We start from the raw sequence: 16,164 nt of genomic DNA on the forward strand, positions 1-16,164 counted from the left end.
GGTTAGGCGCGTTCGGTTCGGGTGGCTGGGTGGCGGTCGGGGTCGGCGGGACGGCGCGGGGTTGGTTGGGACAGGCCGGTGCTGAAGCGGGTCGAGTCCGCCGCCAGGTCCGGGTGTTCCACGTCGAGTGCCAGCGCCGCGGCCTCGTCCAGCCCAAGCTCCGCACCCTCGCCGTACGCGTCGTCGAAGGCCGCGTCGCCCAGCACCGCGCGCAACTCCCCCTGCTGCTCCGCCCAGTAACCGCCGAAGATGCCCGGGGTGGCACGCATGCTCGCCCTGGTGGCCTGCGCGGCCCCGAACAGGCGGGCGGCCGTCAGCCGCTCCCCGCCGATCGCGCAACGCACCGCTACCGCGTTCAAGGTGTCGCACGCCCGGCCGTGGTAGCCGTGGCCCATCCGGGAGCGCAGCGCCACCAGCAGATGCTCGTGTGCGGCGATCACGTCGCCGCGGGCCAGCGCGACCATGCCGAGCAGCATGTCCACCGAACGCCGGCCCCGCTCCACGGGCCGGGCCGCCTCCACCGGACGCACCGCGCCCAGCAGCTCCGCAGCCTCCTCCAGGGCGCCCCGCCGCCAGAGCAGCTCGGCCAGGCTGAAGACCGCGAACAGCGCCTCACCGACCACGTCCTGCCCGTGCGCCCAGTCGATGACCTCCCGGCACACCCGCTCGGCCTCGACGAACTGCCCCATGTCGACAAGCGGCGCGGCCCTGCCGGCGAGCACCCGGGCCAGCAACCCGGCGTCGCCGGCCTGCCGGGCCGCCGCCTCCGCCCGCTGGGAGTAGCGCAGCTCCTCGGCGAACTCACCGTCGGCGCTGGCATGCAGCGAATGCATGTGGTACGCCGCCGCCATCTCCGCCTCCGGGATCCGCTCCCCCGTCTCCGCGATCCGTCCGTACAGCCGGAACAGCCACAGCCGCCCCTCGCGGGCCAGGCCCCGCTCCAGCCACCACTGGTCCAGGCCACCCGCCAGGCCGAGACCGGCACGGGCGCTGCCGCCGGTGGCGCACCAGCGCAGCGCGGCGCGCAGCTCCCCGGCCAGTGGATCGAGGGCGTACAACGACAGCGTCACCGGTCGGCCGTCCTGGCCCAGGTGGGCCCGGTCCAACGCGTGCGCCGACCAGGCCACGTGCCGGTCCCGAGCGGCCTGCTCCTCGCCCGCCTCGGCCAACCGCCTTGCCGCGTACGCGCGGATGGGGTCGAGCATCCGGTAGGTGCTGCCGGCGGCACGGGGCTCGGCCAACACCATCGACTTGTCCACCAGGACCGAGAGCGGGTCGAGCGGATCGTCACCCAGCAGCCACTCCACCGTCGCCAGGTCCACCGGGCCGGCGAAGACCGCCAGCCACCGCAGCAGGCGGGCAGCCCGGGGCCCCAGCGTCCGGTAGGACCAGGTGACGGTGGCCTGCATGGTCAGATGCCGTTCGGTGGCCGAGCGCTGCACCGCCCGGCTCGCCGGAGTGGGCGGTGACGTCCCGGCCGCCGCGGCGACCAGGTCCACGGTGTCCTGCTGGTTGCCGGACCAGCCCCGCTCCACCGGTGTCGGATCCGGGTCCTGCCGGCCGGCGTCCAGGGTGCCGAGGACATCGTCAAGCCGCTCGGCGAGTTGGCCGACGGAGAGCACCCGTAGCCGGGCGGCGGCCAACTCGATGGCGAGTGGCAGGCCGTCCAACCGCTGCACCACCCGGCGCAGGTCGGCGGACTCGGCCGGGTCCGGCTGTCGACCACCACGCGCGGCCGCCGTACGGTCCAGCAGCAGCGCCACCGCGTCGCTCTCCGCGCCGTCCGCGCGTCGGTCGACCGAGAGCGGCGGAATCCGCCACACCACCTCGCCGGGCAGGCTGAACGACTCACGGCTGGTGGCCAGCACCCGTACGCCGCCCCCGCCGGACAGCAGACGCGCGATCACCTCGGCGCAGGCCGCCGGTTGGGTGTCGCAGGTGTCCAGTACGACAAGCATCCGACGGCCTGCCGCGTACTCGACGAGGGTGTCCAGCATCGGCCGACCGGGCTCGGGACGCAGGCCGAGCACGGCGGCGATGGCGAACGCCACCAGCCCCGGGTCGGTCACCGAGGCGATGTCGACGAACCAGACCCCGTCCGGGTACGCCTCGACAACTCCGCTGGCCAACTCCACAGCGAGCCGGGTCTTGCCCGCGCCACCGGCACCCAGCACGGTGACCAGGCGGTGTTGACGCACCAGCAGGCCCAGCTCGATGCGCTCGGCCTGCCGGCCGACGAACGAGGTCACCTGGGTGGGCAGGTTGTGCGCCACCGCGTCTGCGGTGCGGGGCCGGGGGAACTGCCGCTCCAGACCCGGGGCGACAAGTTGGAACAGTCGTTCCCGGTCGTCGAAGCCGCGTAGTCGATGCAGGCCCAGGTCGAGCAGGGTCGCACCCGGCGGCATCGGCTCGGCCCGACGTGCGGTGGACGCCGTGCAGAGCACCTGCCCGCCGTGCGCGGCGGCCGCCACCCGGGCAGCCCGGTGCACCTCGGGGCTGGCGTACTCACCGTCGCGTGGCTCCGCATAGCCGGTGTGCAAACCCATCCGCACCCGGGGCGCGGCCTCAGGGGTTGGCCAGTCGTGGCTGGACAGTGCCCGCTGGGCGGTCAGGCACGCGGTCATCGCCGCGGTCGCTTCCTCGAAGGCCAGGAAGAACGAGTCGCCCTCGGTCAGCAGCTCCGCGCCCCCCGTGCTGGCCAGGGTGCGTCGCAGCAGGCGTCGATGCTCAGCGAGCACCGGGCGGTAGTCAGGGCCGAGCAGCTGAGCCAGCCGGGTCGAACCCTCAATATCGGTAAATACGAAGGTCACCCAACCGCTCGGGAGCTGGATCCGTGGCGACATGCGAGGAACCTCCGCCCGTGACGTCGGGTTCATGCTGCCTGAGTCCGAACGATCACACATCGTGAGAACGGCCGGGCAAGTGCCGCCTCAACGTGCCACTCGGACCCGCTCCCGGCAAGGCCGGCCCACCAGGCGGCGGCGAACCGGCCCGATCAGCAGCCGCAGGCGCCGCCGCAGCAGCCACCAGCGGCGGGTGCCGGGGCACCACCGGCACCGCCGCTGCGACCGGTGACCGCGACGGCGGACAGAAGCTTGACCGTGTCGGCGTGTCCCTGAGGGCAGCTGGCCGGCTCACCGGCCGCCGCCATCGAACGGTTGACCTCGAAGGTGGCGCCGCAGGCGCGGCAGCGGAACTCGTACCGGGGCATGCACCCAGGGTACGTGGATCTGACGGTTCGCGGAGCATGGGTGATACTCGACAGGTGGTGGACGGCGAGGACGACACGCGTGTGCAACCGTTACGACCGGCCGCGCCGCTGGACGGGCCGCTCGAAGGCTCCGGGGCCGCGCCCGACCTGGCGCGCAATGTGCCCCGCCCCCGCCGCCCCTGGCTGAGCGGGCGTTCCGCAGGCGCGCCGAGCGCGCCGCCGGCCGTCACGCCGGCTCCGCCAGCGGCGAAGCCCACCTCAGCCGACTCCGCCGGGTCCGAACCGGACACGCGCGCCACCGGCACGAAGATCCCTGCTGAACCTGTCCCGACCGCAAGCCCCGCAGCCGGTTCCCCGGCCGAGGCAGCCAAGGCCGACACCGCAAAGGCCGACAGCGCGAAAGCCGGGGACGCTAAAGCCGACAGCGCGAAAGCCGACAGCGCGAAAGCCGAAGACGCGAAAGCCGGGGACGCGAAGGCGGAGGACAGCGCCAGTGGCCCGGCCACGCCGAAGGCGGCCGGCGCGTCGAGCGCCGACACGCCAACTGACGAAGCGAAGGCCGGTGCCGCGGGTCCGGCGAAGACCACTGTGGATGAAAATCCGGTCGTGCCGGCGTCCGACCCGGCCCGCCGGCGGCGGGTGCAGTTCGCCCATGCGGTACGTCTGCCGCCGCGCCGGGCAGCAGCCGCCGCGGCCCAGGCGACCCGCGCCTGGGCACGCCGGCCGAGTGGTCGGCTGACAGTGCCCGGCGTCTTCCTGCTGGCGCTGGTGGCCGCGACCGGGGCGGCGGGAGCGCTGCTCGTGCCGGCCGCGATCCGCTCGCCGCGCCCGGTCGCTGTCGACGCCTCGGCCGCGCCGAGCGGGGTCGCCGCGCCGGGGGTGCCGTCCGGCCTGCCGACCGGCCCGCTGCCCACCGGGCCGCTGCCGACCCTTCCGCTGCCCACCGGCGGGTTACCCGGCAACGGGCTGCCGACGGGGTCGGTGACCGGTGGCCGACCGTCGGACGCCCTGGCCGGTTGGGCGCAGCAGGTAGGTGCCAAGGTCGGCGTCCCGGCGGTCGCCATGCAGGCGTACGGCTACGCCGAACTCGTGCTCGCCCAGACCAACCGCAGTTGCGCGCTGAGCTGGACCACGCTGGCCGCGATCGGGCAGGTCGAATCGGGACACGGCTCGGCCAACGGCGCGCGGTTGGGGCAGGACGGCAAGGCGGTGCCCAACATCATCGGGCTGCCGCTGGACGGGAACGAGGGTCGGATGCGGATCATCGACACCGACCGTGGGGTGCTCGATGGGGACTCGACCCTCGACCGCGCCATCGGGCCGATGCAGTTCATCCCGACCACCTGGCAGGAGATCGGGGCGGACGCGGACAACGACGGCCGCAAGGATCCGCACGACCTGGACGACGCCGCCCTGGCAGCGGGAAACTACCTCTGCAAGGGGGGTCGAAACCTGAGCATTGCGGGCGACTGGTGGAACGCGATCCTCTCCTACAACGATGTACGGCGGTACGCCCAGGACGTCTACGACACCGCGAACCGGTACGGACGGGCCAGTCGGTCGTGAAGTGATCGTCTCGATACCTTGGAGAACTGGACACTTCCCCCGGGCCTCTGTTAGCGGCAAGCTGGACAGGTGATGGTGCGCGAGTGGGACCCCAGGACCGCGTCGTCCGCCGAGATCGCGTCGCTGTTGGCCACGCTGAACGCGGTCCTGGCGGCCGATCTGCCGCAGGACCCGCCCTGGCGGGAGACTTCACTGCGGGAATACCTCGCCGAGGTGATGCCCGGCGAGCGGCGGATCTCCTGGATCGCCCAGGCCGAGCCGACCGCCCCCGGTGGCACGGGCGCGGTGCTCGGCCAGGTGCACGTACTCCTTCTGGGTGACATCGGTGTGCTTGAGGTGCTTGTGCACCCGTCCGCGCGGCGCACCGGGCTCGGCCGTGACCTGGTGTTACGTGCCGCGCGCCGGGTCTACCAGGAGGGCTTCCGGTCGATCGGGGTCGAGGTCGTCGGCGACACGCCCGCGATCGGGTTCTACGAGTCGCTCGGTTTCACCCGGGAGTACGTGGAGACGCGCAGCGTGCTCGACCTGACCGCTGTGGACTGGGCCGAGCTGGCCGAGATGGCCACCGGCATCGGTTCGGGCTACCAGCTGGAGTTCTTCCCCGGCGGGCCGCCGGACGACCTGATCGAGGCGTACGCGCGGGCCAAGGCCGAGGTGCGCGACGTCGACGACGGTGAGCTGCGCCCCAGCTCCTACGACCCGGAGCGACTGCGGGACAGCCTCGACACGCTGCACCGGCGGGGCATGAAGCCGTACATCGTGCTCGCCCGGCACGAGCAGAGCGGCGAGGTGGCCGGTCTGACCGAGGTGGTGGTGCCGGCGCAGCACCCGACCCGCGCCGACCAGTACGACACGATTGTCGCGCAGGATCACCGGGGCTACGGCATCGATCGGGCGATCAAGGCCCGGATGCTGCTGGAGTTGCGCTCCGCCGAGCCGGAGCTGATCGAGGTGCAGACCTGGAACGCGCAGGCCAACGAGGCGATGTTGAAGGTCAACGCGGAGCTGGGCTACCGCCCCGACCGGGACTGGTGCGAATACAGCGTCGATGTCGCTGAGCTGGTGCACCGCCTCGATCCGCCGCGCTGAGGAATTCACGAAACTGTCCACTAGGGGATGGACGGTGGACAGTCGCGCACCTTAACGTGCGTTGACCCCCATCCACCCATCGTGGAGGCCCTATGCGCCCGCGCCGCTCAATCGCCGCGCTCGCGACCGCCACCGCCGCCGTGACAGTCACGGCGCTCGGCGTCGCACCCACCGCGGCCAGCGCCGCGCCCACCGACCTGTTCATCTCGGAGTACGTAGAGGGTTCGTCGAACAACAAGGCGATCGAGCTGTTCAACGGCACTGGCACCGCCGTCGACCTGACGGCCGGTGGCTACCAGTTGCAGCTCTACTTCAACGGCGCCACCACTGCCACCACTATCGCCCTGACCGGCAGCGTGGCGGCCGGCGACGCGTTCGTGTTCGCCAGCGCATCGGCCGGGGCCGCCATCCTCGCCCAGGCCGACCAGACCACCGGGGCGAGCCTCTTCAACGGTGACGACGCGATAGTGCTGCGCCGGGGCACCACGGTGCTCGACTCGATCGGCCAGGTGGGCATCGACCCGGGCACCGAGTGGGGTGCCGGCGTGACCAGCACCGCGGACAACACAGTGCGCCGGCTGCCGAGCGTGACGGCCGGTGACACCGACCCGTCGGACGCGTTCGACCCCGCCGCACAGTGGGCTGGCTTCCCCGTCGACACGTTCGACGGGCTGGGCGCGCACTCGGTGGACGGCGGTGGCCCGGTCGACGTGCCGGCCACGCTGACCTGTGGTGGGGCGCTGGTCACCGCCGCCGGCACGGCCGCGAGCCGGGAGGTGACCGCCGCCGACCCCGACGACACGATCGTCGACCTGAAGGTGACCGCGATCAGCCCGACCCCGACCTCCGGCTCGGTCACCCGTACCGCGTTCAGCCCCGCCGACGGGGTGGGCGGCACCGCCCGCGCCACGGTCGGCGTGAGCGCCGACCTCGCCGCGGGGGCGTACACCGTCACCCTCACCGCGACCGACGCCGGCGGTGGCACCGCGAGCTGCGCGTTGGTAGTGCAGGTGACCCGGGAGCTGACCGTCGGTGAGGTGCAGGGTCCGACCACCGACGCCGAGTCGGGTCCGGGCGACAGGTCACCGCTCGCACCGGCGAGCGGCAACGGCACGAGCAGCACGATGTACGACGTACGCGGCGTGATCACCCAGTTGACAGTGGCCCGCACCTCGGCCGGGGCGGAGCAGCACGGCTTCTTCCTGCAGAGCCGCATTGGTGACACCGACGGCGACCCGACCAGCTCCGACGGCATCTTCGTGTTCATGGGCACGTTCACCTCGCTGATCGGCGGTTACGTGCCGACTGTCGGCGACGAGGTGGTGCTGCGGGCCCGGGTGTCGGAGTACTACAACTTCTCCCAGCTCTCCGGCGCGTCGCTGGTCCGCCGGATCGGCGGTGGGCTGGTCGTGGACACCGCGGTCGCGGTGACCGACGCGCTGCCGCCGGCCGTGCTGACCGACGCGCAGCGCTTCTGGGAGCGGCACGAGGGCTCCCGGATGCGGGTACGCGCGGGCAGCGGCGCGGTGAGCGGCCGGGACGTCTTCTCCTCCACCGCCGACGCGGAGCTGTGGGTGGTCGACCGCGACGACCCGCTGCTGGACCGCGCCGACGCGTACTCCCGGCGGGTCTTCCGTGATTCGCACCCGCTGGACAACGACCCGACCCGCCGGTTCGACGACGGCAACGGCCAGCGGACGCTGCTCGGCAGCATGGGTGTGAAGGCCACCGCCGGGGACAGCGCCGCGCTGCTCCCGCCGGCGCACACCTTCGACACGCTGCGGGCGGACGCGGTGGGCGGGGTTTACTACTCGTTCGAGAAGTACGGCGTCCAGGTCGAGCGGGCGGAGTTCGCCGCCGGGGCCGACCCGTCGAAGAACAACCCGCCCAAGCCGGCCGACCGGTCGCAGGAGGTGGCAGTGGCCACCTACAACGTGGAGAACCTGTACGACTACCGCGACGACCCGTTCGACGGTTGCGACTTCGCCGGTAACGCCGGCTGCGTGGGCGTCGCCCCGCCGTTCGACTACGTCCCGGGCAGCGAGGCGGAATACCGCGAGCAACTTGCCGCGCTGGCCGACCAGATCGTCAAGGACCTGCACGCACCGGACCTGATCCTGGTGCAGGAGGCCGAGGACCAGGACATCTGCACGGTCTCGGGCGCGGCCCTGAGCTGCGGCGACACCAACAACGCCGATGGCGCTCCGGACAGCATCCAGGAGTTGGCACTCACGGTCGCGGCGGCCGGCGGGCCCGCGTACGCCGCCGCCTATGACCGGACCGGCGCGGACGCCCGCGGTATCACCGCAGCGTTCCTGTACCGCACGGACCGGGTGTCGCTGGCGGCCGCGACGGCGGCGGACCCCCTGCTGGGGTCGGCGCCGACGGTTCAGTATCGGGCTGCGGGGTTGCCGGCCAACGCGGACGTGCAGAACCCGAAGGCCCTGAACGCGGTGTTGCCGGCGGATGTGGACACCTCGACCGGTCGGGACGGGAGCAACGTCTTCACCCGCGCTCCGCAGTTGGGGAAGTTCAGCGTGGCAGCGGCACCCGGCTCGACCGAGCGGTTCACCCTGTACGCCCTCAGCAACCACTACTCCTCCGGTCCGGACAGCCGGGTCGGGCAGCGGCGGGAGCAGGCGCGTTACGGTGCGGCGATCGTCGCCGCGATCGAGGCGGCCGACCAGACCGCCCGGGTGGTCTACGGCGGGGACCTGAACGTCTTCCCCCGCCCGGACGATCCGTTGCCCTTTGGGCACCAGGGGTTCAGCGCCACCGGTGACGAGCCCGCGCCGTCGGACCAGCTCGCCCCGCTCTACGAGGCGGGCCTGCACAACCTGTGGGACAACCTCGTCGCGGATGTGCCGGCCTCGGCCTACTCGTACAGCTTCGAGGGGCAGGCGCAGACTCTCGACCACCTGTTCGTCAACGACGCGTTCTACGGCGACCTGGTGCAGGTGCGGGCGGCGCACATCAACGCCGACTGGCCGGCGGAGTTCGCCGGTGACGGGTCGCGGGGTTCCAGTGACCACGACCCGCAGGTGGCCCGGTTCCGGTCCCGGGCGTCGCTGACAGTGGCCGACACGGCGGTGGCCGAGGGCAACCAGGGCACCCGGCAGCTGACCTTCACCGCCACCGTGTCTCGGCCGCTGTCCCAGTCGGTGCTGCTCTGCGCCGCCACCGTCGGCCTCACGGCGCAGGCGGGCTCGGACTTCGACCCGTACGCCGGCTGCAAGGTGTTGGCCGCCGGGCAGACGTCGGTGGCGTTCCCGGTGTCGGTACGCGGTGACCGCAGGCGGGAGGCGGACGAGAAGTTGACGCTGCTGGTGGCCGGTGTGCCCGGCCTGCGGCTGGCTGATCCGCTCGCGACCGGAACGATCACCAACGACGACTGATTCTGGAGTGGTCGCCGACGGCCCGCCGCACCCGCCCGGGGCGGCGGGCCGTCGTCCGTCCCGCGGTCAGTCGTACCGCCAGCGCTGTGGCGGTGGTGGAACGCCGCGGTGCTTGGCTACCCGCACCTCCCATTGGCTACGCCGACGCATCGCGTCACGGACCTCCCGATTGCGGTAGAACGTCTCGGGTGGGCGGGCCAGCCCGTAGATGTCCGCCCACCACTCCCCCGGCTTCGGGTCGAGAATGGTGTCCAGGTGCGTCGGGTAGCGGCGCCCCGCACCGTCACGCGTGTCTTCCCAGTCCCGCATCGGCTTGAGCATCCGGCCGAGGTCGTCGACGACGGCCAGCCGACACCCGACGACCTCGATGATCCGGCAGAGCAGCTCGATACTCGGAACAGTCCGACCGCCCTCGATGCGGCCGATGGTGGCGTGGTGCACCCCTGCCCGTCGGGCCAGCTCACGTTGGCTGAGGTCCGCGTGGCGACGGACCGCCCGGACGATGCCAACGACCGGCCATAGGGTGTCGGAGGGATCGCTCGGTAGGTCGTCCATGCCTTCACCGTCCCGGCTCGCCCCGTTTTTCGCAGTCCCGTTCGGCTGGCCTGTGGACAACGGAAGGACCTGTGGACAACGGGACATCCGTCATCGTGGTGAGGGTGGCTTCCGCTCAGGCGGCGAAGTCGTGGGCTTTGAGCAGCACGTCGTACGGGCGACGGAGCGGGGACGCAGTCCCTGACCTATCCCCTTTGCTCTGCACCCTGATACGCGCCACCCCGACGGGCCCTCTCATGCGCCACCCCCGACACGCTCCATCCCTGCTGGAACGCGCCATCCTGGTCAGCGCCGGCCTGAGACCGTGGCCGGCGCATCCGCGGGTGCAGAGCAAAGGCAGCCGTGGAGACATCAGAGCCAGGGATCCGCACAGTCAGGAGCCGGGATCCGCCGCGGTCAGGAGCCGTGATCCGCCGCGGTCAGGAGCCGTGATCCGCCGCGGTCAGGAGCCGTGATCCGGCCGACAAGACCTGGACCCCGCGCGAGCCGGGGCCCCAGCGATCACGGCCGCGTCAAGGTCCACCGGGCGCGCCACGATCAGCGCACGGCGGGAGAGGATGGCTGCGGACGGGAGCGCTCAGTAGCGCTGGCGGAGCAGGCCGGCCGCCTCGACGGCCCAGTAGGTGAGGATGACCTGCGCGCCGGCCCGCTTGATCGAGGTGAGCGTCTCCAGCATCACCCGCTCCCGGTCGATCCAGCCGTTCGCGGCGGCCGCCTCGACCATCGCGTACTCGCCGGAGACCTGGTAAGCGGCGACCGGGACGTCCACCGCGGCCCGCACCGCCGACACCACGTCGAGGTAGGGCAGCGCCGGCTTGACCATCACCAGGTCGGCGCCCTCGGCTACGTCCAACGCGACCTCGCGCAGCGACTCACGCAGATTGGCCGGGTCCTGCTGGTAGGTGCGCCGGTCGCCCTCCAGCGCCGACTCCACCGCCTCCCGGAACGGACCGTAGAAGGCGGAGGCGTACTTCACCGCGTACGCCAGCACGGAGACGTCCTGGTAGCCGGCGGCGTCGAGGGCCCGGCGTACCACGCCGACCTGGCCGTCCATCATCCCGGACGGCCCGACCATGCCGACCCCGGCGGCGGCCTGGGCCACCGCCATCTCGGCGTACGCGGCCAGGGTCGAGTCGTTGTCGACCTCGCCATCTCCGGTGAGCAGCCCACAGTGCCCGTGCGAGGTGAACTCGTCGAGGCACAGGTCGCTCATCACCACCGTCGCGTCGCCCACCTCCGCCACCACATCGCGGATGGCGACGTTGAGGATGCCGTTCGGGTCGGTGCCGCCGGAGCCGGTCGGGTCCCGCCGCTCCGGCACGCCGAAGAGCATGATCCCGCCGACACCGGCCTGGACCGCCTCGGCGGCCGCCTTGCGCAGCGAGTCCCGGGAGTGCTGGAGCACCCCCGGGAGCGACCCGATGGCGCGAGGCTCGGTCAGCCCCTCCTTGACGAACATCGGCACGACCAGTTCGGCCGGGTCGACCCGGGTCTCTGACACCAGCCGGCGGACCGCCGGGTTGCGGCGCAGCCGGCGGGGCCGGATCTCTGGGTACGACATGGCAGGCCCTCCTCGAACGACTACCGGAAGCGCAGAGCGGTCGGGCCCTGCACCTTCGAGCCACGGCGCTGCTTGGCCGGCATGGCGGCCAGCTTCTCCCGCAGCTCGACGGCGTAGGCGGCGAGCGCCTCCACCAGGTCGGGCACCGAGGCGTGCGGCGGCTGGACGTCGACGCGCAGGCCGAACTCCGTGGCGGTCTCCGCCGTCTTGGGCCCAATGACGGCAACAACGGTCCGGGCGTGCGGCTTCCCGGCGATGCCGACCAGGTTGCGCACCGTGGAAGACGAGGTGAAGAGCACCGCGTCGAACCCGCCCGACTTGATCGCGTCGCGGATCTCGGCGGGCGGCGGAGCGGCCCGCACCGTCCGGTACGCGGTCACGTCGTCGACCTCCCAGCCACGCTCGGTGAGGCCGGCGGCAAGCGTCTCGGTCGCGATGTCGGCGCGCGGCAGCAGCACCCGGCCCACCGGGTCGAGGATCTCGTCGTGCGGCGAGAACTCGGCCAACAGGCCCTCCGAGGACTGCTCCCCCGCGGGGATCAGCTCCGGCTGGATGCCGAACGCGCGGACCGCGTCCGCAGTCGCCTCACCGATACAGGCGATCTTGACGCCGCCGAAGTGCCGGGCGTCGAGGCCGTGCTCGGCGAACTTCTCCCACACCGCGCGGACCGCGTTGACCGACGTGAAGATCACCCAGGCGTACCGGCCGTCGACCAGGCCCTTGACCGCCCGCTCCATCTGCGCCGGGGTGCGCGGCGGCTCGACCGCGATGGTCGGCACCTCGCACGGGATCGCTCCGTACGCGCGCAGCCGGGCGCTCATCGCGCCGGCCTGCTCCTTGGTCCGGGGTACGAGCACCTTCCAGCCGTACAGCGGGCGGTTCTCCCACCAGCTCAGCTTGTCGCGTTGCCCCACGCCGACACCGACGGTGAGCACCACCCGGCCGGTGAAACCGAGCGCGGCGGCCACGAAGCTGTCCACCGTCGACGTGGTCGTGTACTGGGTCTCGCCGGTGCCGTCGCCGGTCACTCCGACGCCGGTGGTGCCGTCGACCCCGGCGGCGAGCAGACCGTCCCGGACGGCGGCGAGGTCACCGGCGTCCACTGCGAGCGCCAGCGAACCCCGGCCGACGGCAGTGGCCAGCGCCTCGAAGTCCAGCGCGCTGACGTCCTCGACGTCGGCGGCCGTACGCACACCGGGCAGCGGGACTCCGGCGTAGGTGGCCACACCCTCGGCCTGGCCGACGCCGGGCACCACCTCGAAGTGGGCGGCGGTGCGAGCCACCGCCTGCACCTCCTTGACCACCGAGTCGTGGCCGAACGGGTCGCCGGCGACCAGGTGCACCGCGTTGAGCCCCGAGCGGGCCGCGGAGATCAGCACCTTCGCCACGTCCCCCGGCGCGCCCTCGGCCGGGGTGAACTCGGCATCGTCCCTGGCCTCGGCGCGAACGACGGTGAGCAACGACTCCGGGACTCCCCGGTCGTAGATCACCTGGTCGGCGTCGACCAGGGCGTCGTGGGCCCGACGGGTCAGCAGGCCCGGGTCACCGGGGCCGGCCCCGACGAACGCGATACGGCCGACGGGCTTACGGGTGCGGGTCATTCTGTGCTCCCAAATTGCTGGGTCCCCGGGCCGGTGTGTCCTTCGTGGCCGAGGATCGAGTCGGCGCCGAGGTCGAGGAGTTCGGCGGCGAGTGCCTTACCGATCTCCGCCGCGTCGGCGGGCGTTCCGGTGCGGGACAGCCGGAGGTCACGAGTGCCGTCCGGGCTGATCACCGCCCCGCGCAGGTAGATCTCATCGCCGGTCTCGCCTTCGGCGAGTTCGGCATAGGCGGCGACGGGTGCGCTGCACCCGGCCTCCAGGGTTGCCAGAAACGCACGTTCCGCGGTGACCGCGGCACGTGACGGTGCGTGGTCGAGCACGGCGAGCAGCTCGACCAGGTCCTGGTCGTCGACCCGGCACTCCACCGCCAACGCACCCTGAGCGGGAGCGGGCAGCATCAGCATCGGGTCCAACGTCTCGGTGATCACGTCGGTCCGGCCGATGCGGGCCAGACCGGCCCGGGCCAGGACGATCGCGTCGAGGTCGGCGTCCGGACCGAGCACCCGCCCCAGGCGGGTGTCGATGTTGCCGCGGATCGGGGTGACCTCCAGTTGCAGGCCGAGGGCGTGCAACTGGGCGATCCGACGCAGCGCGCCGGTGCCCACCGTGGCCCCGGGCGGCAACTCGGCGAGCGTCCGGCCGTCGCGGGCCACCAACGCGTCGCGCGGGTCCTGCCGGGCCGGAACCGCCGCGATGTGCAGCCCACCGGCGGCGGCCGTGGGCAGATCCTTGTACGAGTGCACAGCGAAGTCGATCGTCCCGGCGGTCAGCGCGTCGCGCAGGGCGGAGACGAACACACCGACGCCCAGCCGGTGCACCGGAGCGTTGGAGCGGTCGCCTGCGGTGACCACCTCGACCAGCTCGACGGGGCGACCGGTGGCGGCGGTCACCGCCTCGGCGACCTGGCCGGATTGGGCCATCGCCAGGGTGCTGCCCCGGGTGCCGAGGCGCAGGGGGGCGGTCATCGCGCACCTCCGGTGGGTGGGGTGGTCTCGGCGGCGTCGGCTCCGGACACCGGGTCGGTGCCGGGGAACGCCATGCCGAGGTCGGGGGTCAGCACGTCCGGGACGGTGTCCACCGGCGAGGTCTGTGGCACCTCGAGGTCGAACAGCTCGCGCAGCAGTGCCGCGTACTGGTCGCCGCCGGGCTCCGCGGCCAACTGGCGGACCTTGACGGTGGGCTGGTGCAGCAGCCGCTGCACGACCCGGTGCACGGTGCGGGCCACCTCGGCCCGCAGGTCGTCGCCGAGGTCGGGGCGGCGCTGGGCCAGTCGGCGCAGCTCGGCGGTGACCACGTCGTCGGCCCGGCCGCGCAGCGCGGCCACTGTCGGTGCCACGTCGGCACCACGCAGCCAGGTGAGGAAGCCCTCCACCTCGCCGAGGACGATGCGTTCGACGGCTGCGGCGTCGGCGGCCGCCGGACCGTCGGCGAGCAGCGCCGCCATCCGGTCGATGTCGATCACCTCGACGCCGGGCAGCTCGGCGACGCCCTCCTCGACGTCGCGCGGAACGGCCAGGTCGAGCAGGACCAGTGGGCCCCGGGACCTGTCGCGTTCGGCCAGCGCCGCGGTGACCACCGACCGGGTGAGGACCGGTTCGGTGGACGCGGTGGCGGCCACTACGATGTCCACTGTGGAGAGGGTGTCGGCCAGCTCGGTCATCGGCGCGGCAGTCGCCCCGTACGACTCGGCGAGCCGGACGGCCCGGTCGGCGCCCCGGTTGCTGACGGTGAGCGGCCCGGCGCCCAGGCGGGACAGCGTGGCCACTCCGAGCGAACCCATCGCACCGGCGCCGACCACCAGGGCCGGGTGGCCGACGAGGTCGCCGTCGAGGTGCCCGGCGGCCAGTTCCAGGGCGGCGGTGACGACGCTCTGGCCGGCCCGGTCGATGCCGGTCTCGGCGTGGGCCCGCTTACCGACCCGCAACGCCTGCTGCATCAGCTCGTGCAGCAGCCGGCCGGCCGAGTCGGCGCCGGTGGCCCAGTGGTACGCGTCACGCAGCTGGCCGAGGATCTGCGCCTCGCCCACCACCATCGAGTCCAGACCGGTGGCGACCCGGAAGACGTGGTCCACGGCCGCGGTGTCGTAGTGCACGTACAGGTGGCTGGCGAGCGCTGTCGGCGAGCTGCCGGCCTGCTCGGCCAGCACGGCGCAGACGTCGCCGAGCCCACCGTGGAAACCGGACACGGCGGCGTAGACCTCCACCCGGTTGCAGGTGGAGACGATCACCGCCTCGGCCACGTACGGCTGGGCGACCAGGCGGTCCAGTGTGCGGGTGAGGTCGGCGGGGGGCACGGCCAGCTGCTCCAGCGTGGCGACCGGGGCGGTCCGGTAGGACGCGCCGACGACGAGCAGTTTCACGTGCCTATCGCCTCCTGGGTGTCGGTGGCCGCGAACCCGCCCGGCAGGGCGGTGAAAGCGGTCCCGCCGGCGGCGGGCAGCGCGGTCAGCGACGCCTTGCGGTGCTCGTGGAAGGACAGAATCTGCAGCTCGATGGCGAGGTCGACCTTGCGCACGTCGACCCCCTCCGGAACCGAGAGTACGCACGGCGCGAAGTTGAGGATGCTCGTCACGCCGACGGCGACCAGTTGGTCGGCGACCTGCTGGGCGGCGGCGGCCGGGGTGGCGATCACGCCGATCGCGAGGGATTCCTCCGCGGCGACCGTCGGCAGGTCGTCAACATGCCTGACCACCAGGCCGTTGATCTCCTCACCGACCCGGGAGGGATCGGCGTCGAGCAGTGCGGCGATCCGGAAACCCCGGCTGGCGAAGCCGTCGTAGCCGGCCAGAGCGTGACCGAGATTACCCACGCCGACCAGGGCGACAGCCCGGCGCTGGGTGAGCCCGAGCACATACTCGATCTGCTCGATCAGCAGCGCGACGTCGTAGCCGACGCCCCGGGTGCCGTACGAGCCGAGGTGGGAGAGGTCCTTGCGGAGCTTGGCGGAGTTGACCCCGGCGGCGGCGGAGAGACCTTCGCTGGAGACCGTCTCGTGCCCGGCGTCGGCGAGGTTGTGCAGCGCGCGAAGGTACTCCGGGAGCCGAGCGACGGTCGCCTCGGGCAGATCCGGGAGCGTCGGTACGGCACCGGCGCGGCCGGGCGCGCCTGGGTGACGGTGCTGACTCATGAGACTCCGTGCGGTGCGATCCTCGGCCAACTCCGCTGGTCGGCCGTTTGTGGACTCCCG

The 16,164-nt window shown here is 72.6% G+C and carries 11 protein-coding genes; 3 read left to right on the forward strand and 8 right to left on the reverse strand.

Features of this window, described 5'->3' with window-relative positions; all coding sequences use genetic code 11:
* Positions 1-2 precede the first annotated feature (2 nt).
* Both AB0B94_RS16705 and AB0B94_RS16710 read right to left on the reverse strand, forming a co-directional pair.
* Positions 3-2,843, reverse strand: a complete 2,841-nt coding sequence (locus AB0B94_RS16705) for an adenylate/guanylate cyclase domain-containing protein (RefSeq protein WP_357279565.1) — start codon at positions 2,841-2,843, stop codon at positions 3-5.
* A gap of 152 nt (positions 2,844-2,995) precedes the next feature.
* Positions 2,996-3,211, reverse strand: coding sequence for a zinc ribbon domain-containing protein (locus tag AB0B94_RS16710; RefSeq protein WP_357279568.1), 216 nt, complete (start codon positions 3,209-3,211; stop codon positions 2,996-2,998).
* Between the two features lie 36 nt (positions 3,212-3,247).
* Here AB0B94_RS16710 and AB0B94_RS16715 point away from each other — a divergent pair, with 36 nt between their 5' ends.
* From AB0B94_RS16715 to AB0B94_RS16725, 3 genes are all read left to right on the forward strand, one after another.
* Positions 3,248-4,777, forward strand: coding sequence for a lytic murein transglycosylase (locus tag AB0B94_RS16715; RefSeq protein WP_357279571.1), 1,530 nt, complete (start codon positions 3,248-3,250; stop codon positions 4,775-4,777).
* Positions 4,778-4,849: 72 nt separating this feature from the next.
* Complete coding sequence (locus AB0B94_RS16720; RefSeq protein WP_357280067.1) at positions 4,850-5,866, forward strand: GNAT family N-acetyltransferase; 1,017 nt, start codon at positions 4,850-4,852, stop codon at positions 5,864-5,866.
* Between the two features lie 92 nt (positions 5,867-5,958).
* Complete coding sequence (locus tag AB0B94_RS16725) at positions 5,959-9,261, forward strand: lamin tail domain-containing protein (RefSeq protein ID WP_357279575.1); 3,303 nt, start codon at positions 5,959-5,961, stop codon at positions 9,259-9,261.
* Between the two features lie 66 nt (positions 9,262-9,327).
* Here the strand turns inward: AB0B94_RS16725 and AB0B94_RS16730 are convergent, their stop codons facing one another.
* The 6 genes from AB0B94_RS16730 to AB0B94_RS16755 all read right to left on the reverse strand — a co-directional run bounded on the left by AB0B94_RS16730 (position 9,328) and on the right by AB0B94_RS16755 (position 16,104).
* Entirely contained in the window at positions 9,328-9,816 is a 489-nt protein-coding gene (locus AB0B94_RS16730) for a helix-turn-helix transcriptional regulator (protein WP_357279580.1), read from the reverse strand.
* Positions 9,817-10,393: 577 nt separating this feature from the next.
* Entirely contained in the window at positions 10,394-11,377 is a 984-nt protein-coding gene (hemB, locus tag AB0B94_RS16735) for a porphobilinogen synthase (RefSeq protein ID WP_357279585.1), read from the reverse strand.
* Positions 11,378-11,397: 20 nt separating this feature from the next.
* Entirely contained in the window at positions 11,398-12,978 is a 1,581-nt protein-coding gene (locus AB0B94_RS16740) for a uroporphyrinogen-III synthase (protein WP_112584249.1), read from the reverse strand.
* Complete coding sequence (gene hemC, locus AB0B94_RS16745; RefSeq protein WP_357279598.1) at positions 12,975-13,943, reverse strand: hydroxymethylbilane synthase; 969 nt, start codon at positions 13,941-13,943, stop codon at positions 12,975-12,977. Before hemC ends, AB0B94_RS16740 begins: the two co-directional genes overlap by 4 nt.
* Positions 13,940-15,337 carry a glutamyl-tRNA reductase gene (locus AB0B94_RS16750; RefSeq protein ID WP_357279603.1) on the reverse strand — a complete coding sequence of 466 codons (1,398 nt, stop codon included), beginning with the start codon at positions 15,335-15,337 and terminating at the stop codon, positions 13,940-13,942. The genes hemC and AB0B94_RS16750 overlap by 4 nt, the downstream gene beginning before the upstream one ends.
* The gene (locus AB0B94_RS16755) at positions 15,334-16,104 is read right to left on the reverse strand and encodes a redox-sensing transcriptional repressor Rex (protein ID WP_357279610.1); all 771 of its coding nucleotides are present in this window, start codon (positions 16,102-16,104) and stop codon (positions 15,334-15,336) included. The genes AB0B94_RS16750 and AB0B94_RS16755 overlap by 4 nt, the downstream gene beginning before the upstream one ends.
* Positions 16,105-16,164 lie beyond the last annotated feature (60 nt).

The organism is Micromonospora sp. NPDC048986 (assembly GCF_040649335.1).
GTDB classification, from domain to species: Bacteria; Actinomycetota; Actinomycetes; order Mycobacteriales; family Micromonosporaceae; genus Micromonospora; species Micromonospora alfalfae.

Bases quoted from the DNA above. Each gene is read 5' to 3' on its own strand.
- AB0B94_RS16725 (WP_357279575.1), top strand. From the start codon at position 5,959: ATGCGCCCGCGCCGCTCAATCGCCGCGCTCGCGACCGCCACCGCCGCC.
- AB0B94_RS16715 (WP_357279571.1), top strand. From the start codon at position 3,248: ATGGGTGATACTCGACAGGTGGTGGACGGCGAGGACGACACGCGTGTG.
- AB0B94_RS16740 (WP_112584249.1), bottom strand. From the start codon at position 12,978: ATGACCCGCACCCGTAAGCCCGTCGGCCGTATCGCGTTCGTCGGGGCC.
- AB0B94_RS16710 (WP_357279568.1), bottom strand. From the start codon at position 3,211: ATGCCCCGGTACGAGTTCCGCTGCCGCGCCTGCGGCGCCACCTTCGAG.
- hemC (WP_357279598.1), bottom strand. From the start codon at position 13,943: ATGACCGCCCCCCTGCGCCTCGGCACCCGGGGCAGCACCCTGGCGATG.
- AB0B94_RS16705 (WP_357279565.1), bottom strand. From the start codon at position 2,843: ATGTCGCCACGGATCCAGCTCCCGAGCGGTTGGGTGACCTTCGTATTT.
- AB0B94_RS16755 (WP_357279610.1), bottom strand. From the start codon at position 16,104: ATGAGTCAGCACCGTCACCCAGGCGCGCCCGGCCGCGCCGGTGCCGTA.
- AB0B94_RS16730 (WP_357279580.1), bottom strand. From the start codon at position 9,816: ATGGACGACCTACCGAGCGATCCCTCCGACACCCTATGGCCGGTCGTT.
- hemB (WP_357279585.1), bottom strand. From the start codon at position 11,377: ATGTCGTACCCAGAGATCCGGCCCCGCCGGCTGCGCCGCAACCCGGCG.
- AB0B94_RS16720 (WP_357280067.1), top strand. From the start codon at position 4,850: ATGGTGCGCGAGTGGGACCCCAGGACCGCGTCGTCCGCCGAGATCGCG.